The sequence below is a fragment of the Enterobacter sp. SENG-6 genome, from assembly GCF_001605945.1.
Lineage (GTDB): Bacteria > Pseudomonadota > Gammaproteobacteria > Enterobacterales > Enterobacteriaceae > Enterobacter > Enterobacter cloacae.
The window spans coordinates 12,042-31,728 of the sequence record NZ_LOMM01000012.1 but is presented as its reverse complement, the minus strand read 5'-3'; the positions used below and the strand labels follow the sequence as shown (position 1 = coordinate 31,728).

Here is a 19,687-nt window from a genome sequence, read left to right as displayed (position 1 = left end):
CGACGGCAGAATAGTTCAGACTTAACATAATCCCCTGACGGAAGCATGCGATGAAACCGGCGATTCTGGTGGTTGATGACGATACGGCAGTGTGCGAGCTGCTGCAGGATGTGCTCAGCGAGCACGTCTTTACGGTGCTCGTCTGCCATAACGGACAGGACGCACTGAACCGGGTTCATCAGGAACCGGGAATTGCCCTGGTCCTGCTGGACATGATGCTGCCGGATATCAACGGCCTGCAGGTCCTGCTGCAGTTGCAAAAGCAACGCCCGGATCTGCCGGTAGTGATGCTTACCGGGCTGGGGAGTGAGTCTGACGTGGTGGTAGGGCTGGAGATGGGGGCCGACGACTACATTGGCAAACCGTTTAATCCGCGTGTGGTGGTCGCCCGGGTTAAAGCCGTGCTCAGGCGTACCGGAGCGCTGGCGGCCGACACGCCCGCGCCACGAGTGGCGGGCATTGCTTTTAATGGCTGGACGCTGGATACCACCCGCTGCGAACTGATCGATCCGCAGCGTAACCCCGTACCGTTGACCCAGGGTGAATACGGCCTGCTGCTGGCGCTTACCCAGAATGCCCGCCGGGTACTGAGCCGCGAGCAGTTGCTTGAGCTGACCCACAGCGAAAGTGCCGATGTGTTTGACCGTACCATCGACGTGTTGATCATGCGCCTGCGCCGGAAAATCGAAGCCAATCCGCACCAGCCCGCATTAATCAAAACGATCCGCGGGCTGGGCTACGTCTTTGCCGCCGATGTCTGTCATCCCGATCGGGCGGCGTAAGTGCTTACGTTATGGCAGCGACAATAAGCGCGGCGAAAATCGCCGTGATGACCAGGTACTTCAGTGCGTAATAGAGCTTCCGATTGCGCTTTTTCAGACGCTGACCGCGTTCTCGCCCGGCGTGCACATATTTGAAGATACGGTTGATTCCCCCGGTGCGGTCGTTATCGTCATTGGGGGAGCTGACCGCTGACATCAGCGTTGTCCCGACCCAGTGGTTAACCGCCTGCGCCCAGCGCCATTTCATCGGACGTTCGATATCGCAGAAGAGAATAATCCGCGTGTGATCCGATTTATTCTCCGCCCAGTGCACGTAAGTTTCATCAAAGATGACAGCCTCACCGTCACGCCAGCTGTGGCGCTGCTGGTCAACCTCTATAAAGCAGCGATCGTCATTTGGCGTGACCAGGCCTAAATGGTAACGAACCGAGCCAGCGTAGGGATCGCGATGCTTGCCGAGCTTCGCGCCCGCCGGGAGTTCGGCAAACATTGCCGCTTTCACGGACGGGATCTCACTCACCAGTTGTGTTGTAACGGGGCACAGGATCTGAGCCGAGGGATGCGCATCGGCATACCATTTGAGGTAAAACCGTTTCCAGCCGCGTTTAAAGAAGGTGTTAAAACCGGCATCGTTATGATTTTGTGCCGCCTTAATATGATCCTGCAAACGCAGCGCCTCTTCGCGAATGACCTCCCAGTTTTCCGTCAGTTTATTTAATTCCGGAAAGCGCTCGGTTTCAAAAAAGGGCTGTCTGGCGGGCAGCGAAGAGAACGCCGTCATAAACATATTGATAGGCGCCATAAAGGTGGAGTGGTCGAAAAGTTGACGGGAAAGCGTCTGTTTTTCTTTGCCGCGCGAATGCGCATAAATAACACTGATAATAAATATAGCGATGATAATTGCTGCGAACATTTTTCCTTGTCCTCTGTATCTCTCATTTCGGAAAAGCGTGTGGGCAATATGTTGCCCACGCCGAATGTGCCAGACGCAGAGAGTGTAGTTCGGCTATGCAAAATTCATAGAACTGTAATCAAAAATCGCAATTTTTGTTAATTTAGGCGTTGCTCTCCTGAATAAAGCGCGTCAATTCCTCCAGCGTTTTTGCTCCATCAATGGCATTCGCGGCCAGCAGGCTTGCCCGGGCGCAGGCATGCGCCAGGTAAATACTCTCTGCCAGCGACAGCGATTCATGACAGCCATATAAGAAACCGGCACAAAAGGCGTCGCCCGCGCCGACGCTGCCAATAATCTCCTCCTGAGTCAGCCTCCATGAGGGGATCCAGCGTCCTTCTTCGTTTGCGGCTTCTCCCCAGGCACCTTCCGGGCAGTGGATCACCACCCGCTGCCGGACGCCTGCCGCCAGCAGCTGCGCGGCGGCTTCAGCGATGTGGGCAACGTGTGGTGCGTCGTTGCCGTCGCGCATCTCAAGGCCGCTAAATTCTCCGGCTTCCAGTTCGTTAATGACCAGATAATCGAGATGACGCAGGGCAGGGAGGACCAGCGGCTGATAGCGCGGATCGCCCTTGCGGGAGACCAGATCAAGCGAGGTTTCATACCCCTGCTCGCGCATCTGCGCCAGCAGCCGTGCGCTGCGGGTGCCGTATTCGTCATCTGGCATATCCAGACTGTCGAGCAGCAGCAGGTAGCCGAGGTGGAAGATTTTCATTGTGCCGTCGAGACGGTCAAACGCGGGGAGATCCAGCAGGCGGTTGGCCCCGGGAGAGTGGAAAAAGGTGCGCTGTCCGCTGGGGTCGGTCATCACCTGCGACATGGAGGTTGGCGCAAAGGTGGTGCGCTGTACGCGCTGCCGATTGACGTGATACTGGTCGAGCATCGCCAGAATGTAGTCCCCGTCGCTGTCTTCGCCAATCAGCCCCACCGCCTGCAGCGGCAGGCCGACGTGCATTTTCGCCAGCGTCAGCAGGACGTTAAGCGGCGCGCCGCCGGTGGAACGCTCGCTGTGGGTAATTTCTGCCAGCCAGCCGCGTTCCGGCCATTGCACGATCTGGTGAACGTGATCCACCAGCATATTGCCCGCGGCGATGATCCCTTTGCGTTCCATTATGCCTGCCCCGCGCTGCCAAAGATGCGCATCTGTTCGGCAACCGTATCGGTAATCGCCTCTTCTATGCCCAGCAGCAGCTCGGCAAACTCATCGTACAGCGGCTGGCGGTTGGCCATACGCTGCTCAACTGCGGAAAGGGCGGCCTGGGACATGCCGGTATAGAAATTGATTTTATGAATACCAAGTTCAATGGCGCGACGAAAATCAGCATCGCTGATCCCGGAGCCGCCGTGCAGCACCAGTGGCAGCCCGGTTTGCTGGCGAATGGCGTCCAGACGGGGGAAATCGAGCTTTGGCTCGCCCTTATATTTGCCGTGTGCGTTGCCAATGGCGACGGCCAGCGCGTCAATGCCGGTTGAATCGACAAATTCCCGTGCCAGTTGCGGGTCGGTAAAGTACGCTTCATCCGCATGGCCGTAGAGCGCCCCGCCTTCATCGCCACCGACGGCACCTAACTCTGCCTCCACCGACACGCCCACCGCGTGACACATCTTCACCACTTCACGCGTCTGACGAATATTCTCCTCGTAGCTCAGTGTCGAGCCATCGAACATCACGGAGCTGAACCCTAAGCGCAGGGCGCGCACCACGGCGTCAAAGTGCAGGCCGTGGTCAAGGTTGAGTACCACGGGGATCGCGTGGCGGGCGGCTTCGTACTTAACCGCTTCGACAAGCGACTCCAGCGACACATATTTAAAATGCACTTCGGCGATGTTGATGATAAAAGGCGAGCGCTCCAGCTTCGCCGCGGCAAACAGGGCGCGCAGGAAGTGGGTGTCGAGAACGTTGAACGCGCCCAGCGCGTAGCGATGTTGCCTGGCGTGCGCAAGACCGTCGGCAAGAGAAATCAATGGCATCATTTACCCCTTATATCCGAAACAGGTTGTACTCGTTGCACAGTACCAGCACCGCCGGTTCGTCTTCTTCGATGTTGTTATAGCGGGCAACGGGCTGCAAAAAGTGGTTGTCGTGTTCATCGTCATTGACCGATGACACTTCGCCCACCAGCACGTCGCCAAAACCGCGTTCACCCCAGAAACTGTGGTACAGGCCGGGCGTCAGGCAGATGCTCTCCCCTGGTGTAAGGCGCAGCTGGCTGCCGGGGGCGTGGGTCTGCTGGCAACCGTCTATCGTGACGGTGACGTCCGTGTTTTCGGTCTCTGCATGTGCACCGGCATTCCATAACTCAATAATGAGATTTCCACCGCCGCGGTTGATGATGTCCTCCCGTTTGCGCCAGTGAAAATGCATGGGCGTGAGCTGACCGTCGCGTACGTGCATGATTTTTTCGGCGTAGCATTTTTCATACGGCGTGCCGTTTGGTGAGCCGTTGCGCAGGGTAAACAGCGTGAGCCCCTGCGCGGCAAAGCTGCTGCCGCCAAAGGCCGTTACGTCCCAACCGAGCTTAAGGTCAAACACTTCTTGCCAGGCGGCCTGATCGAGCTGTTGCCATTTTGTGGGTGGGAAGCTGGCAAAAGGGGGGAGATGCACGTCGTGCATGGAGAAAAACTGCCGCGTGTGGCCGAGGATTTCGTTGATTTCGGAGCGTTTCATGGGGACTCCTTGTGTTTTTTGTCGGCCCAAGCCCCTCTCCCTGTGGGAGAGGGTTAGGGTGAGGGCATCGGGCCGCGCAATTGTTACTTAACCGTCCACCCCTTATACGTGCCGACGTTCTTTTTATCGATCATCGTCACCGGGATCAGCACAGGCTCTTTCGGTGCCGGTTTGCCCTGTAGAATGTCATAGCCGATCTCAACCGCTTTTGCCGCCATGACCTGCGGATCTTGTGCCGGCGTCGCCACAAACAGGGAGTTTTCCCGCTTCAGGGCTTCTTCGCCGTCCGGGCTACCGTCCACACCAACGATAAAGAACTCGTTGCGTTGTGCTTGTTTCGCCGCCAGATCGGCACCGATCGCGGTCGGATCGTTAATCGCGAAGACGCCATCGATCTTCGGATTGGCCGCCAGCAGCGAGGTCATGACTTCCAGACCCCCTTCACGGCTGCCCTTGGCGTTCTGGTTATCGGAGAGCACTTTGATATCCGGGTGTTTTTTGAACTCTGTCTGGCAACCTTCCACACGGTTCTGGACGGCAGAGACCGGTGGTCCGTTGATGATCACCACATTGCCTTTGCCGTTCAGGCGGTCGGTGATGTACTTACAGGCCATTTCGCCCGCCTGGGTGTTATCGGAGGTGATCGTCGCGTCTGCACCTTCTGCCGCCACGTCAACCGCGACCACCACGATCCCGGCCTCTTTCGCGCGTTTCACCGCCGGGCCGATCCCTTTGGAATCTGCGGCGTTGAGGATGATCATGTCCACTTTGGCGGCAATAAAGTTGTCGATCTGCGCCACCTGCTGGCCCAGATCGTACCCGCTGGAGACCAGCGTCACTTTGACGTTATCCCCCGCCAGCTTGCGCGCCTCCAGCTCGGCACCTTTGGTGATCTGCACGAAGAACGGGTTGGCCAGGTCACCCACCGTTACGCCGATGGACTTCAGATCTTTCGCCTGCGCAAACGGCGTTGCGGCAAGCAGCGCGCCAGCACAGAGCGCGGTCACTAAGGGCTTCAATCTCATGCTCTCTTCCTCACGTAGGGTATTGTTGTTATGCACTTTGATGGTGTCGGGTACGGTATTTGTCGATCAGCACCGCAATGATGATCACCGCCCCTTTGATCACCAGTTGCCAGAAGTAGGAGACGCCCATCAGCGTCATGCCGTTGTTGAGAGTGGCGATAATCAGCGCCCCCACCAGCGTGCCGGTGATCGTGCCGATCCCGCCAACAAAGCTGGTGCCGCCGAGGATCACCGCCGCAATCGCATCCAGCTCGTAACCCATGCCCAGGTTTCCGTTGGCGCTGTAGAGGCGCGACGCGCTCATCACACCGCCTAACCCGGAGAGCAGGCCGCTCATGCCATACACAAACAGCAACACCAGCCAGACTTTGATGCCCGTTAAGCGTGCCGCCTGCATGTTGCCGCCTACCGCATAGATGTGAACGCCAAGCGTAGTGCGACGCAGGATAAACCAGCACACCACAATCACCGCCAGGGCAATCACCACCAGCCACGGCACGGGGCCAAGATAGTTATTGCCTATCCACTCAAAATTGATGTTCGAGTTAATTACCGTCGTGCCATCGGCCAACAGGTACGCTGCGCCCCGCAGTGCCGTGTAGGTGCCGAGGGTGACAATAAACGGCGGTAGTCCGGCAAAGGCCACCAGCGCGCCGTTGAACAACCCCAGCACCAGGCCGAGCATCAGCGCGGCGGGAATAGAGAGCCCGGCGAATTCCGGTATTAACGACACCACCATCGCGGCGACCGCCGTGGTACCCAGAATAGACCCGACGGAGAGGTCAATCCCCCCGGTCAGGATGATGAAGGTCATCCCTGCCGCCAGCACGATGTTGATCGACGCCTGACGGGTAATGTTGAGCAGGTTGCTTTCGGTAAAGAAGTTAGGGGCGATAAAGCCAAAAACCGCCACGATCAGGATGAGAATGGGCAAAATGCCGACCGTTTGCATCAGATCGCTCATCAGCATTTTTTTGGCGGAGGCAGATTTTGCCACCTGCTGCGGATGGGTTGGAGTTGTCATAGTTGCACCGCCTGATGATGTGAGTCGTTCACGCCGGTTGCCAGCGTCATGATGTTTTCCTGAGAGATGTCGTGTCCGTGGAGCTCCCCGGCGATGCTGCCTTCACGCATGACATAGACGCGGTCGCTCATGCCCACCACTTCCGGCAGTTCGCTGGAGATCATCAAAATCGCCACGCCCTTGCGCGCCATCTGGTTCATGATGCGGTAGATTTCGCTTTTTGCGCCGACATCGACACCGCGCGTCGGTTCGTCGAGGATCAGAATACGCGGACCAATCGCCACCCAGCGGGAGATCAGCAATTTCTGCTGATTACCGCCTGACAGACCGCCCGCGCGGACCTGTGCGTGAGGCACGCGGATATTCAGCAGGGCGATGGCATCGTCAGAAATGGACTGCGCTTTTTTGCGGTTAAGCATGCCGAAGGTGGCGTCGCGCTCCAGCGTCGCCATGGTGATGTTCTCCTGCGCCGCCAGCTCCAGGAACAGCCCCTGCTCCTTGCGGTTCTCGGTAAGAAAACCGATCCCGTTTTCAATGGCCGCGCGCGGGGAGTGGATCACCACCGACTCGCCGTCCACTTCAATCATTCCGCCGGTGGCTTTACGTACGCCAAAGATGAGCTGTGCCAGCTCGGAGCGACCGGCACCGACCAGCCCCGCCAGGCCGACGATTTCCCCTGAGCGCACCTGCAGGCTGCAGGGTTGGACTTTTTTACCGTCGGTGAGGTGATGCACGTTAAGACGCGGGTTGCCGAGCGGGATATCGCGCTCTTTGTTGAACAGATCGCTTAAGGGGCGACCCACCATCATTTTCACCAGCTCAGATGCGTTCAGTTTGTCGCGCGTCAGGCTACCGACGTATTGCCCGTCACGCAGGACGCTGACCCGGTCAGAGAGTTCGTACACTTCCGCCATGCGGTGGCTGATATAGATGATCGCCATCCCTTCATCCCGCAGGCGCAGGATCAGCTCAAACAGACGATGGGTTTCACGCGAGGAGAGGGCGGCAGTGGGTTCATCCATAACCAGAATGCGGCTGTTACGGTGCAGCGCGCGGGCGATTTCCACCTGCTGTTGTTCAGCGATAGTCAGCTTCATCACCAGGTCGGTGGCGTTGAAGTTTGCACCCAGACGGTCGATGACCGCCTGAGCCTGGGCGGCCATCTCTTTACGCTGCACCAGTCCGCCGCGCGAGAGTTCGCTGCCAAGAAAGATGTTTTCCGCAACCGTCAGGTTGGGGGCGAGTTGCATCTCTTGATAGATCAGGGTAATGCCTGCGGCCAGCGCATCCTTCGGGCCTTTAATGTGATACGGCTGACCGTCAATCAGGATCTCGCCGCTGGTCGCGGTGTAGGCGCCCGCGAGGATCTTCATCAGCGTGCTTTTTCCCGCGCCGTTTTCACCCATCAGCGCGTGGATCTCACCGGGAAAGACCGTCAAATCCACACCCTTGAGCGCGTGGAAGTTGCCAAACGTTTTGGCAATGCTGCGCATCTCCAGTACCGGGGTTCTGCTCATGGCGGATCTCCTGTGAAGGTTGATATCTGCACTTCATCACAGGTGCGTAAATGCAAAATGTCAGAAGCCGTTCATATTTGTCATAGTTATGAATAGCTAATCGCCGTCACATTTCTCTTTTCCCTCTGCCTGTGGGAGAGGGCCAGGGTGAGGGCACCCATTTGCAGAGGAGCCCAATCCCATGCCATCACGCTCGCCGTTCTTCGCCAGCGCCCGCGGTCGTCTGCTGATCTTTAATCTGTTGGTGGTGGCGGTGACGCTGATGGTCAGTGGTGTGGCGGTGCTGGGTTTTCGGCATGCCAGCCAGATCCAGGAACAGGTACAACAGCAGACGCTGGATGACATGACCGGCAGCATGAATCTCGCCCGCGATACAGCCAGCGTGGCAACCGCGGCGGTACGGCTTTCGCAGGTGGTGGGGGCGCTGGAATACAAAGGAGAGGCCGAGAGGCTGAAGCAGACCCAAATGGCGCTGCGGCACTCGCTGGAACAGCTCGCAGATGCGCCCTTAGCGCAGCAGGAGCCGGGGCTGGTGGCGCGCATTATTCGTCGCAGTAATGAGTTACAGCAAAGCGTGACGGGCATGCTGGAGCGCGGACAGCGGCGCCATCTGCAACGTAACGCGCTGCTTAGCTCGCTGTATCAAAGCCAGAGCTATTTACGCCATCTGCAGGATATTAACCGTCGGTTTGGCAGCAACATCCCGGATGCGCAGCAGCTTGCGGAAATGGACAGGCTGATTCTCGCCGCCATCGATACCCCCTCACCGCGCGCCACCCTACAGCAGCTGGACGCCGTTACCGCAACGTTGCCCCAGCGCGCGACGCAGCCCGTGGTGAATCTTGTTCTGCCCGATTTCAACGACGAGCTGCGCAGGCTTGCCCCGCTGTCAAAGCAGCTTGAAGAGAGCGACCTGGCGATAAGCTGGTATATGTTCCACATCAAGGCGCTGGTGGCGATATTAAATAGCGATATCAATCAGTACGTTGAGCAGGTAGCGGAGGCTTCCCGGCTGCGTACGGCCCAGAGTCATCAGGAGCTGCGGTCCATCAGCGTATTTATCAGCATATTCGCCGTACTGGCGCTGATCATCACCGGTTGCGCCTGCTGGTATATCTACCGCAATCTGGGCTCCAACCTGACGGCGATCTCCCGGGCGATGTCGCGTCTTGCCCATGGCGAGCAGGACGTTTCGGTGCCCGCGCTGCAGCGGCGTGATGAGCTGGGAGAGCTGGCTCGCGCGTTTAACGTCTTTGCCCGCAATACCGCCTCGCTGGAGCACACTACCCGTCTACTGAAAGAGAAAACCTCCCAGATGGAGATCGACCGCATCGAGCGTCAGGGACTGGAGGAGGCGCTGCTGCACAGCCAGAAGATGAAGGCCGTTGGTCAACTGACGGGCGGGCTGGCACATGATTTCAACAACCTGCTGGCGGTGATAATCGGTAGCCTGGAGCTGACCGATCCCGACTCCAGTGATGCCCCACGTATCGCCCGCGCGCTCAATGCTGCCGAGCGCGGTGCGTTGCTGACCCAGCGTCTGCTGGCTTTTTCCCGCAAGCAATCCCTGACTCCGCATGCGGTAGAGATGAAACCGCTGCTGGAGAATCTCAGAGAGCTGATGCGCCACTCCTTGCCCGCCACCCTGAGCCTGGAGATAGAGGCTCAATCCCCGGCCTGGCCGGCGTGGATAGACGTTGGCCAGCTCGAAAACGCCATTATCAACCTGGTGATGAATGCCCGCGACGCGATGGAGGGGCAGACGGGCGTGATTAAGATCCGCACGTGGAATCAGCGCGTCACTCGCAGCGACGGACGCAGGCAGGATATGGTGGCGCTGGTGGTGATCGACCGCGGCAGCGGTATGACGCAGGAGGTCAAATCCCGGGTGTTCGAGCCGTTCTTCACCACCAAGCAGACCGGCAGTGGCAGTGGGTTAGGGCTGTCGATGGTGTACGGTTTTGTGCGTCAGTCCGGCGGCCGCGTCGAAATTGAAAGCGCGCCGGGACAAGGCACCACCGTGCGGCTCCATCTGCCGCGCTCAACGCTGCCCGTCGTCCCTGAAGATGAAATGCACTCTGCCACCGCATCCGCTGAAAACGAACGGCTGGTGCTGGTACTGGAAGATGAGGCCGACGTTCGCCAGACCCTGTGCGAGCAACTGCATCAGCTTGGCTACCTGACCCTTGAAGCGGAAAGCGGTGAGCAGGCACTGAACATGCTGGCGGCCTCGCCGGATATCGGCATGTTTATCAGTGATCTGATGCTGCCGGGCAGCCTGAGCGGGGCGGAGGTGATTAACCACGTGCGCAGCCACTACCCGCAACTGCCGGTGTTGTTGATCAGCGGTCAGGATTTACGTCCGACGCACAATCCACAACTGCCGGATGTAGCGCTACTGCGCAAACCGTTTACCCGCGTACAGCTGGCGCAGGCGCTGCGGAAAATCAGCGCTTAAACAGCGAATTTAGGATTTCATCAAGAGCCTGAGTAAAGTCGGCGATGCTAATCTGCGCAAAATTTAGCGGATTAAGATATAAAGGGAATTATGCCGGTACTCACAAGAGGGGACTCACAAATGATCGTGATGCCTACAACGTACAGCCCGAATACGGTTGCCAGGTCATTTACGCTCGTAGATGAATTTGAACTCTCCGGTCGGGTGTTACATGTCATTTATGATAGCCAGACGCCCCGGGCTGCAATTATTGAAGCAGATATCGAAACCTTTGATGGCGTTCCCCGACATCGGGTTGTTGCTGCTCTGGATTTACAGCATAAAGCCCATCTGGGAAAGGACATTATCGCAGTAGAACGATGCTGGGAAGATACTCGCGTTGTCCAGGTAGAAGGCATTTGCGTCGATCCTGCCGAACGAGACAAAGGGCTGGCGACTCGTCTCTATGAAGCGTTGGTCTTACATTGCGGCGTGACCTTAATCAGCGACTTCGAGCAATATGAGGGTGGAAAGATGCTCTGGCAGAAAATAGCCCGTGAATCCGACCAAATCGCTGTTTTTGTACTCGACACAGAGCAGGGAGCATTCTGGCCTTATGATGGCAGCAAGGTGATATATGACGGAGGATGTATTCCTGAAGACCGCATCTGGAGTCATTCTCCGGATCAAAAATGCTCCGGGATTGTGCTGGTCGCAGAGAATAAACAGCGAGTGCGTCAAATAATGGAAGCGTCGCCTCGCTAAAGAATTTGAGATTCCTCCGCTACCTCTCCCGTTTGCGGTTAATTACCGTAAGGCCAGTTCACCTGCGAGTCTGGCCTTATGAAATGTTACTCTACCGCTCTGTTATTTGGTCTGCTGTCACTCTCCAGCCAACTGGCGCATGCCGATGTGATTGATGATGCCATTGGCAACATTCAGCAGGCGATCAACGATGCCTATAACCCCGGCAGCAGCCGCAGCAACGATGATGACGATCGTTATGACGATGACCGTCGCATTGATAGCCGTCAGTATGACGACCGCCGTCGGCAGCTTGAAGACAGACGCCGCCGTTTAGACGAGCGTCAGCGCCAGTTAGATGACGATCGCCGCCGGTTAGAAGAGGATGAGCGCAGATTAGAAGAGGATTACGATCGCGGTTAAGTGCGGCCTGTTGCCCTCACCTCAACCCTCTCCCACGGGAGAGGGAGAAAACCTAATCCAGTACCAACACCATGCCGTCATATCCCGCTTCGATGCCGTCCGGCAACGGGTTATCCATCATCCACACGTCAAACTGATGGCTGATATGGGTCAGGATCACCTGCGGGCAGCCAATCACTTCGTTCAGTGCCACCACGGTGTTTAAATCGCAATGGTTGCGCGGCGTCTGCGGGCGCGGTTCATGGCTACAGTCGATGATCATCGCCTGAGGCTGGTTGTTAAGCAGAAATTTCACCGTTTTCTCCGGCAATCCGGCGGTATCAGAGAGCCACGCCACGCGGCTGTGGGCGGACTCCAGCAGATAACCAAAGGTGAGCTTCGAGTGGTTGAGCGGCAGCGGTGTCACCCGCAGGCCCTGCAGCTCAAACATCACAAACGGCTCCAGCGTATGGCTGAAATCCAGAATGCCCGGGTGTTTGAAGAGATCGTCACATCCGGCTTCATCCGGCGGGCCGTAAACGGGGATCGTCGCGCCAACGCCCCAGCGCAGGGGAAACAGCCCCTGAACGTGATCCATATGGTAGTGGGTCAGCAAAAACTGCTGAAAGCTGCCGGCTGGCCAGTCGTCCATCAGGTGCGGAATACCCGCGTCCAGTAGCGTCACCGCATCATTGAATTTGACGGCCGCGCTACAGGGCCGACGACGATAATTCTCCTGCAGACGTGCCCGGCGGCATGCCGCGCAATCGCAGCCAAAGACCGGGACCAGCTGGGCACTGCCGGTGCCCGTTAATGTGATGGTCAGACTCATCGTGCACCTCTACAACGGTTTGGTGAAACGAAAATGGCTCTGCGTATACCCTTCACGAACATAAAAACGGTGGGCGTCCAGCCGCCGGACGCTGGTGGAGAGCTCCGTCAGCTCCGCGCCCGCCTGCCGCGCGGTGTCCTCTGCCCATGCCAGCAGTTGGCTCCCCACTTTAAGACCACGCGCCTCGGGCATCACCACCAGCTCCTGGATTTCGCCGATCCATCTGGCGTGGTGCAGGTGAAACTGCATATGCAGGCCAATCATACCCACCACCTGTCCATTCAGCTCTGCCAGCTGATAACGCATATTGTTGTCCTGCAGATTGGCCAGATACCCGGCGTGGAACGCCTGATGATCAAATTCGGCCTGTTTTAACTCGCAGATCAGCGCGTAAACGATTTGCACATCATCGGCGGTGGCGGGGCGAAGCGTGCAATCAGGCATGCTGTTTCTCCTTCTGACGGATAAGCGATAAAACGTTATCGACTGACTGTAGCAAACTTCCGTCGTTGTTGAGGATGTGGCAATCCGCCGGGGTATAGCGCGCTGCGCGTTCGAGCCGCTGCGCGATCTCTTTTTCGCTTTCGCGTCCGCGGCTTTGCAGGCGGCTGCGCAGGACATCCGGCGAAACCTGCAGACAGACCGGCAGCAGCGCCGAGGCATACCGGGCGCGTGCCTGGGGAAGATGCGCACGAGAGCCGTTGACCAGCACGTCAAAACCCGCGTGTAGCCACAGGTCGATCTCAATACCGATCCCGTAGTAGTAGCCGTTGGCGTGCCAGCTGAGCGCGAGCAGATTCTGCCCGGCGCGAGTGAAAAATTCCTGTTCGCTCAGGGCGATATGGTTCTCACTGCCGGCATTCGCCGCCCGGGTAATATAGCGATGTGCGACCAGCAGCTGCGGGTGTTCCCGCTGCCGTAAGGCGGACAGCAGGCTGTCCTTCCCGGAGCCGGAGGGCCCCATTAACCAGATGACTCTTCCCATCAGAACACCCTTTTTCCCTGACGCCAGACGTGGTCGATATGGATGTGCTCGCCCTTACGGTGGGCCAGCACCAGATCCGCCCGTTTTCCTTCGGCTATCTCGCCCCGGTCGTGAAGATTAAGCGCCGACGCCGGGTTCTTCGTTACCAGGCGAATAGCCTGCGACAGCGTGAAGCGGTTGCTGTCGTCATTCGCGACGCGGAAGGCGGCGTCCAGCAGGCTGGCGGGGTAGTAGTCGGAAGAGAGAATATCCAGCAGGCCGAGCGAGGCGAGTTTGCTTGCCGCCACGTTGCCGGAATGCGAGCCGCCGCGCACGATGTTCGGTGCCCCCATCAGCACGTTCATGCCATGCGCGCGGGAGGCCTCTGCCGCCTCAAACGTGGTAGGAAATTCAGCGATCACGCTGCCAAGCTGGTGGGATTCGCGGACATGATCGTGCGTGGCATCATCATGGCTGGCCAGCGCGATGTTACGGTCCCGGCACATTGCGGCAATCGAAACACGGTTCGGCTGTGACCACTGTGCCGCCAGCGCCAGCTGCTCTTCCTCGTAGCGCGCCATCTCCACATCGTTAAGAGAATATTTGCCCTGGTAATACTCGCGGTATTTTTCGAGGCTGGCGAACTGGCGCTGCCCCGGCGAGTGATCCATCAACGAGACCAGCGACACTGGCTCGCGGTCTACCAGCTTTTCAAACAGCGGCAGGGTGGTGTGATGCGGCAACTCGCAGCGCAGGTGCAGGCGATGTTCGGCGCGGTTAAGACCGCGCTTTTGCGTCTCTTCCACGGCGTTGATCATCTTTTCCAGATTCTCCAGCCGATCGCCGCCGTCGCGCACGTCACCAATCGCCACCGCATCCAGCACGGTGGTGATGCCGCTGGCAACCATCAGCGCGTCGTGGCTGCTCATTGCCGAATGGGCGGGCCAGTCCACCTTCGGCCGTGGGGTGAAGAATTTATCCAGATTATCGGTGTGCAGCTCAATCAGCCCTGGCAGCAGCCAGCCGCCTTCGCCGTCCATCGCTTCGGGCAAATGGCTTCGGGTTTCGGCATACGCGCGGATCGCGCCGTCGCGGATCTCAATCGAGCCGTCGATGACCTCATCTTCCAGCACCAGCCTGACGTTATTGATAATCATACGTTTGTCCCCATCGGGTGCAATCTGTCCGCCACGCGGTTGCGAACGCTCTCGTCGTGGAAGATCCCGACGATCGCCGCGCCGCGCGCTTTGGCCTGTTCGATCAGTTCCACCACTGCCGCGCTGTTTTTGCTGTCGAGCGAAGCGGTGGGTTCATCAAGAAGTAAAATCGGGTAGTCGACGATAAACCCGCGAGCGATATTCACGCGCTGCTGCTCGCCGCCGGAAAAGGTCGACGGGGCAAGATGCCAGAGGCGCTCGGGCACATTGAGGCGCGTCAGCAGGCTGGCGGCTTTGGCGGCGCAGGTTTCGCGCGGCACGCCGAGATCCAGCAGCGGCTGCATGACCACATCCAGAGCGGAGATCCGCGGGATCACCCGCAGAAACTGGCTCACCCAGCCGATCGTCGAGCGGCGGACTTCCAGCACCTTACGCGCGGGGGCCTGAACCAGGTCGACCCATTCATCGGCATGGCGAATATGAATGTGCCCCTCGTCCGGCAGATAGTTGGCGTACAGGGAGCGCAGCAGGGTGGATTTTCCGCTGCCGGAGTGGCCGTGCAGCACCACGCATTCGCCGCTGTTCACCTTCAGAGAGGCATTTTGCAGCACCGGCAGACGCACGCCGTTTTGCTGGTGGAGCACAAAGGTCTTACTTACGTTTTCTACGTGGATCATTTTGGCCTCGTGGCGTTTTCTTGCCGGGTGGCGGCTTCGCTTACCCGGCCTACAAGGTACGGCGTTCGTTTTGCCGGGTGGCGCCCTCAATTCTGCAATACGGATGACACCAGCAGCTGGGTGTAAGGATGGAGCGGATCGTCGAGCACGCGGTCGGTTAACCCACTTTCCACCACCTGACCCTGCTTCATTACCAGCAGGCGGTCTGCCAGCAGGCGAGCGACGCCCAGATCATGGGTGACAATCACCACCGCCAGGTTCAGCTCCACCACCAGACCGCGCAGCAGGTCGAGCAGGCGCGCCTGCACGGAGACGTCCAGCCCACCGGTGGGTTCATCCATAAACACCAGCTTCGGGTGGGTGACCAGGTTACGGGCGATCTGCAGGCGCTGCTGCATGCCGCCGGAGAAGGTGGTGGGCAAATCGTCGATGCGCGAGGCGGGGATCTCCACATCGGTCAGCCAGCGCTGTGCGGTTTCCCGGATGTTGCCGTAGTGCCGCGCGCCGGTCGCCATCAGCCGTTCGCCGATATTGCCTCCCGCCGAGACCTGACGACGCAGCCCGTCCAGCGGATGCTGATGTACCACGCCCCATTCGGTGCGCAGCAGGCGGCGGCGTTCAGCCTCGCTCATGCCATAGAGGGAGGCGCCCTCATACAAAATCTCGCCGTTCTGCGGGGCCAGGCGCGCGGAGATGGACTTCAGCAGGGTGGTTTTGCCCGAGCCGGATTCACCGACAATTCCCAGCACCTCGCCCGGCCACAGCTCGAACGAGACGTCGCTGAAGCCTTTGCCCGGCGCGTAAAGGTGGGTCAGGTTGTTCACTGAAAGCAGCGGTTTCATTGGCTGTTCGCCTCGCTCTGTTGGCGGCAGTAATCGGTGTCGGAGCAGACAAACATCCGTTTGCCCGTATCATCCAGCACCACTTCATCCAGATAGCTGTGCTTCGAGCCGCAGATGGCGCACGGCTCGTCCCACTCCTGCACCGTGAACGGGTGGTCATCGAAATCGAGACTCTCCACGCGGGTGTAGGGCGGGACGGCGTAGATGCGCTTTTCGCGCCCGGCACCGAACAGTTGCAGGGCAGGCATCATGTCCATTTTCGGGTTATCGAATTTCGGGATCGGCGACGGATCCATCACGTAGCGCCCGTTGACCTTCACCGGGTAGGCGTAGGTGGTGGCGATATGGCCGAAGCGGGCGATATCTTCATACAGCTTCACCTGCATCACCCCGTACTCTTCCAGGGCGTGCATGGTGCGGGTTTCGGTTTCGCGCGGCTCGATAAAGCGCAGCGGCTCCGGGATCGGCACCTGGAAAATCAAAATCTGATCTTCAGTGAGCGGCGTTTCGGGAATGCGGTGGCGGGTCTGGATAAGCGTCGCATCTTCGGTTTTTTCGGTGGTGTTGACGCCCGTCACGCGCTTAAAGAAGTTGCGAATCGACACGGCGTTGGTGGTGTCGTCGGCTCCCTGGTCGATGACCTTCAGCACGTCTGACTCACCGATGACGCTGGCGGTAAGCTGAATGCCCCCGGTGCCCCAGCCGTAAGGCATCGGCATTTCTCGACCACCAAACGGCACCTGATAGCCGGGGATAGCGACCGCTTTCAGGATGGCGCGGCGGATCATGCGTTTGGTTTGCTCGTCCAGATAAGCAAAGTTGTAGCCGCTTAGGTTAGCCATTTTCACGCTCCCGTTGCAGACGTTTCAGCAGTTCCAGTTCGGCCTGGAAGTCAACGTAATGCGGCAGCTTGAGGTGCGAAACAAAGCCCGCCGCCTCGACGTTATCCGCGTGGGCCAGCACAAACTCTTCGTCCTGTGCCGGGCCGGAAATCTGTTCGCCGTAGTCCGGCGCCTGCAGGGCGCGGTCAACCAGCGCCATCGCCATGGCTTTACGCTCGCTCATGCCAAAGACCAACCCGTAACCACGGGTAAAGTGTGGGGTGTCGTCGTCAGGTGCGACAAAACCATTCACCATTTCACACTCGGTCATTAGCAGTTCACCGACGTTCACAGCAAAACCCAGCTCTTCGGGGATGATTTCGACGTCGAGATAGCCGCTGCGGATCTCCGCCGCAAACGGGTGGTTACGCCCGTAGCCGCGCTGCGTTGAATAGGCCAGCGCCAGCAGATAGCCTTCGTCCCCGCGCATCAGCTGCTGCAGGCGAGACGAACGTGAACAGGGGTAAACGGGAGGCGTGCGGGTGATGTCGTCGGGTTGCGCTCCGGTCTCTTCTTCGACCTTTGCCAGACCCTGCTTCGCCAGCAGGCTAAAGACGTGCGGAGATGCTTCCTGCCCGGTCTCCGTGGTGCTGAGCGGCGGCGTTTCGCCGTTCGCCAGCAGGGTGAAATCCAGCAGGCGGTGGGTGTAGTCGTACGTAGGGCCAAGGAGCTGGCCGCCGGGAATATCTTTATAAACGGCGGAAATTCGCCGCTCCAGGCGCATTTCTGCCGTATTGACCGGCTCGCTCACCGCCAGGCGGGGAACGGTGGTGCGCCAGGCGCGCAGCAGAAAGATGGCCTCGACGTTGTCGCCGCTGGCCTGCTTCAGCGCCAGCGCTGCCAGCTCGCGGTCGGCGACGCCGCCTTCGGTCATCACCCGATCCACCGCCAGGTTCAACTGCTGCTCAATCTGGGCGACGCTCAGCTCGGGAAGCTGTTCATCACCCCGTCGTCTGTGCGCCTGTAGCGCATGGGCGGCGGCGATGGCCTTCTCGCCCCCTTTGACGGCAACGTACATCAGCACACCTCCACGTGGGTGGTTCGCGGGATCGCCAGCAGGCGCTCGCCGCAAGTCAGGATCAGGTCAATGCCCAGCGGGAACGGATGCGGGCGTTCGGTCAGCTCACGAATAATGCACTCCGGCAGCTGTGGCGCGACCATGCGTTCGTCGGCAATCCCCGCCCCGGTCAGGCGCAGCATGCGACCACCGCTCAGGCTGGCGACCTGCAGGATCAGCGTGGCGCTGGTCTCCGGTGCTACCGCGCTGCCTTCACTCAGGGCATTGAGCTGCTCATGGCTGATTTGCTCATCGGCAACGGCAAACACCGCCTGACGGGGCTGCTCAACCAGCGGGGCGTTAGTGTGAAAACGCAGATTCTGGCTGGCGATGTCATTGGATAACGTCCCCGAAAGCCACACCGGGGTATCGTTGTCGGCGAGAGTCAGCAGTACGCTGGTGGTCGCCAGGTTCAGCGGCAGCCAGCCCTGGGAGAGCTGATGCAGGGAGACAATTACGCCAGGCTCGCTCATGGCTTTCAGCAGGCGACGAAAACTGTGTTGGGCATCCTGGACGGCCAGGGTAAAAGCGGGTTGAAGCGTCATGCGTTATCTCCGCGAACAAGCGTAAAGAAGTCGACCCGGCTGGTATTGACTTGCGCCTGACGTGCGGCAGTGCGCGCGGCGAGGTCGGCTTCCAGCGGGGCAATCAGGGTTTCCATCAGGGTCTGGAAATGGGGTTGTTCCTGCAGCAGGGCGTCGATCACCGCGCAGCGCTCGGCGTGCGGTTTATCGCGACCGAGCACGTAGCTGTAACCCAGCGTGCCGCTGCTCAGACGAATGACCGCGCGGGTGAGGGCGGCATCACCGGCGAAAAAGCGCTCCCCGGTGCCGCCCATTCTTGCCTGGATCTGTACCAGGCCGATTTCCGGCGCGCGGAGCGTTTCATAGTCTGGCGTCAGGTTAAGCGCGTTCATGCGGCTCGCCAGTGCAGCAGGCTGGCTATGGGCCAGGGCGCGCATCCAGCGCTGACGGGTGGAGGTGTCGAAATGCATTCAGTGCTCCATGGTGAATTCAATCATGTCGGCGCGGGTCAGGCTGACGGAGTACTCCGTCGCGTTGATCTCGCCGTCACGGTGGTTGAGGGTGCGCACGCAGAGCAGCGGAGCCATGTTGGGGATCTCCAGCACCTTGCTCTCTTTCGCCTGCGCGCGGCGGGCGCTGATACGCGTCTGGGTACGTTTGAGCACAAGACCCGTGGCGTCCTGCAAAAAGTCATGCAGTGAACCGCTGGAGAAGTGTTGCAGCACCGGCCAGAGGCTCAGGTCGCTGAAGTAGTGATCTATCTGGCAGACCGCCACGCCATTGACCCGGCGCAGGGTGCGCAGATGCACAACGTTGTCGCCCTCCTGAATACCCAGCGCATCGGCTACATGGCTGGAGGCCGGACGCAGCACGGAGAGCAGTTTTTCGCTGGTGGGATGGCTTCCCTGGTCGAGCAGGTTTTGACTAAAGCGCGCCTGGGCATTGAGCGGGTAATCGAACGGGCGCATCAGCACCAGCACGCCGACGCCCTGACGGCGCTGTACCCATCCGCGCTCAACCAGCTGATCGATGGCACGGCGCAGGGTGTGGCGATTCACTTCATAGCGGTCGGCAAGCTGTTGTTCGGCTGGCAGGTAGTCTCCGCAGCGATAATGGGTGCGCAGCTCCACTTCGAGCTTTGCTGCAATCTCTTGCCAGCGGGTAGGGTAACTGGTCGGATGTCTGGATAAGTGCATACCAAT

General features: G+C 59.1%; 22 protein-coding genes. 4 read left to right on the top strand and 18 right to left on the bottom strand.

Annotation, left to right across the window (positions count from 1 at the left end):
• Positions 1–50: 50 nt before the first annotated feature.
• A complete protein-coding gene (locus AX755_RS07995) occupies positions 51–782 on the top strand; it encodes a response regulator (protein WP_013095088.1) in 732 nt (243 codons plus the stop codon).
• A 4-nt stretch (positions 783–786) separates the two neighbouring features.
• Here the strand turns inward: AX755_RS07995 and lpxO are convergent, their stop codons facing one another.
• From lpxO to AX755_RS07960, 7 genes are all read right to left on the bottom strand, one after another.
• The gene (gene lpxO, locus AX755_RS07990) at positions 787–1,695 is read right to left on the bottom strand and encodes a lipid A hydroxylase LpxO (protein WP_029883706.1); all 909 of its coding nucleotides are present in this window, start codon (positions 1,693–1,695) and stop codon (positions 787–789) included.
• A 142-nt stretch (positions 1,696–1,837) separates the two neighbouring features.
• Positions 1,838–2,848 carry a carbohydrate kinase family protein gene (locus tag AX755_RS07985; protein WP_104668935.1) on the bottom strand — a complete coding sequence of 337 codons (1,011 nt, stop codon included), beginning with the start codon at positions 2,846–2,848 and terminating at the stop codon, positions 1,838–1,840.
• On the bottom strand, positions 2,845–3,705 hold the full coding sequence (locus AX755_RS07980; RefSeq protein ID WP_029883705.1) for a ketose 1,6-bisphosphate aldolase: 861 nt from the start codon (positions 3,703–3,705) through the stop codon (positions 2,845–2,847). The genes AX755_RS07985 and AX755_RS07980 overlap by 4 nt, the downstream gene beginning before the upstream one ends.
• A gap of 10 nt (positions 3,706–3,715) precedes the next feature.
• Positions 3,716–4,402 (bottom strand): D-lyxose/D-mannose isomerase, encoded by a 687-nt coding sequence (locus tag AX755_RS07975; protein WP_013095092.1) that lies wholly within the window; start codon positions 4,400–4,402, stop codon positions 3,716–3,718.
• A gap of 83 nt (positions 4,403–4,485) precedes the next feature.
• Complete coding sequence (locus AX755_RS07970; protein WP_013095094.1) at positions 4,486–5,427, bottom strand: ABC transporter substrate-binding protein; 942 nt, start codon at positions 5,425–5,427, stop codon at positions 4,486–4,488.
• A 28-nt stretch (positions 5,428–5,455) separates the two neighbouring features.
• Complete coding sequence (locus AX755_RS07965; RefSeq protein ID WP_013095095.1) at positions 5,456–6,451, bottom strand: ABC transporter permease subunit; 996 nt, start codon at positions 6,449–6,451, stop codon at positions 5,456–5,458.
• Complete coding sequence (locus tag AX755_RS07960) at positions 6,448–7,968, bottom strand: sugar ABC transporter ATP-binding protein (RefSeq protein ID WP_062856571.1); 1,521 nt, start codon at positions 7,966–7,968, stop codon at positions 6,448–6,450. The genes AX755_RS07965 and AX755_RS07960 overlap by 4 nt, the downstream gene beginning before the upstream one ends.
• A gap of 181 nt (positions 7,969–8,149) precedes the next feature.
• Here AX755_RS07960 and AX755_RS07955 point away from each other — a divergent pair, with 181 nt between their 5' ends.
• The 3 genes from AX755_RS07955 to yjdP all read left to right on the top strand — a co-directional run bounded on the left by AX755_RS07955 (position 8,150) and on the right by yjdP (position 11,572).
• Positions 8,150–10,426 carry a hybrid sensor histidine kinase/response regulator gene (locus AX755_RS07955; protein WP_062856570.1) on the top strand — a complete coding sequence of 759 codons (2,277 nt, stop codon included), beginning with the start codon at positions 8,150–8,152 and terminating at the stop codon, positions 10,424–10,426.
• Positions 10,427–10,546: 120 nt separating this feature from the next.
• The gene (locus tag AX755_RS07950) at positions 10,547–11,170 is read left to right on the top strand and encodes a GNAT family N-acetyltransferase (RefSeq protein ID WP_013095098.1); all 624 of its coding nucleotides are present in this window, start codon (positions 10,547–10,549) and stop codon (positions 11,168–11,170) included.
• A gap of 78 nt (positions 11,171–11,248) precedes the next feature.
• Positions 11,249–11,572, top strand: a complete 324-nt coding sequence (gene yjdP / locus AX755_RS07945) for a DDRRRQL repeat protein YjdP (protein ID WP_062856569.1) — start codon at positions 11,249–11,251, stop codon at positions 11,570–11,572.
• 52 nt (positions 11,573–11,624) lie between these two features.
• Here yjdP and phnP read toward each other — a convergent pair whose 3' ends face one another.
• The 11 genes from phnP to phnF form a co-directional block, all read right to left on the bottom strand.
• On the bottom strand, positions 11,625–12,383 hold the full coding sequence (gene phnP, locus AX755_RS07940; RefSeq protein ID WP_020684564.1) for a phosphonate metabolism protein PhnP: 759 nt from the start codon (positions 12,381–12,383) through the stop codon (positions 11,625–11,627).
• A 9-nt stretch (positions 12,384–12,392) separates the two neighbouring features.
• Positions 12,393–12,827, bottom strand: a complete 435-nt coding sequence (gene phnO, locus AX755_RS07935) for an aminoalkylphosphonate N-acetyltransferase (RefSeq protein WP_062856568.1) — start codon at positions 12,825–12,827, stop codon at positions 12,393–12,395.
• The gene (phnN, locus tag AX755_RS07930) at positions 12,820–13,371 is read right to left on the bottom strand and encodes a ribose 1,5-bisphosphokinase (RefSeq protein WP_086528220.1); all 552 of its coding nucleotides are present in this window, start codon (positions 13,369–13,371) and stop codon (positions 12,820–12,822) included. Before phnN ends, phnO begins: the two co-directional genes overlap by 8 nt.
• A complete protein-coding gene (gene phnM / locus AX755_RS07925) occupies positions 13,368–14,504 on the bottom strand; it encodes an alpha-D-ribose 1-methylphosphonate 5-triphosphate diphosphatase (protein WP_062856567.1) in 1,137 nt (378 codons plus the stop codon). The genes phnN and phnM overlap by 4 nt, the downstream gene beginning before the upstream one ends.
• Positions 14,501–15,181 carry a phosphonate C-P lyase system protein PhnL gene (phnL, locus tag AX755_RS07920; RefSeq protein ID WP_013095104.1) on the bottom strand — a complete coding sequence of 227 codons (681 nt, stop codon included), beginning with the start codon at positions 15,179–15,181 and terminating at the stop codon, positions 14,501–14,503. The genes phnM and phnL overlap by 4 nt, the downstream gene beginning before the upstream one ends.
• 86 nt (positions 15,182–15,267) lie before the next feature.
• On the bottom strand, positions 15,268–16,023 hold the full coding sequence (phnK, locus tag AX755_RS07915; protein WP_013095105.1) for a phosphonate C-P lyase system protein PhnK: 756 nt from the start codon (positions 16,021–16,023) through the stop codon (positions 15,268–15,270).
• Entirely contained in the window at positions 16,020–16,865 is an 846-nt protein-coding gene (gene phnJ, locus AX755_RS07910; RefSeq protein WP_013095106.1) for an alpha-D-ribose 1-methylphosphonate 5-phosphate C-P-lyase PhnJ, read from the bottom strand. Before phnJ ends, phnK begins: the two co-directional genes overlap by 4 nt.
• The gene (locus AX755_RS07905; protein WP_020684569.1) at positions 16,858–17,922 is read right to left on the bottom strand and encodes a carbon-phosphorus lyase complex subunit PhnI; all 1,065 of its coding nucleotides are present in this window, start codon (positions 17,920–17,922) and stop codon (positions 16,858–16,860) included. Before AX755_RS07905 ends, phnJ begins: the two co-directional genes overlap by 8 nt.
• The gene (gene phnH, locus AX755_RS07900; RefSeq protein WP_062856566.1) at positions 17,922–18,506 is read right to left on the bottom strand and encodes a phosphonate C-P lyase system protein PhnH; all 585 of its coding nucleotides are present in this window, start codon (positions 18,504–18,506) and stop codon (positions 17,922–17,924) included. The genes AX755_RS07905 and phnH overlap by 1 nt, the downstream gene beginning before the upstream one ends.
• Positions 18,503–18,955 (bottom strand): phosphonate C-P lyase system protein PhnG, encoded by a 453-nt coding sequence (phnG, locus tag AX755_RS07895; RefSeq protein ID WP_014830324.1) that lies wholly within the window; start codon positions 18,953–18,955, stop codon positions 18,503–18,505. Before phnG ends, phnH begins: the two co-directional genes overlap by 4 nt.
• A complete protein-coding gene (phnF, locus tag AX755_RS07890) occupies positions 18,956–19,681 on the bottom strand; it encodes a phosphonate metabolism transcriptional regulator PhnF (protein WP_013095110.1) in 726 nt (241 codons plus the stop codon). It lies immediately after the preceding gene.
• Between the last annotated feature and the right edge of the window lie 6 nt (positions 19,682–19,687).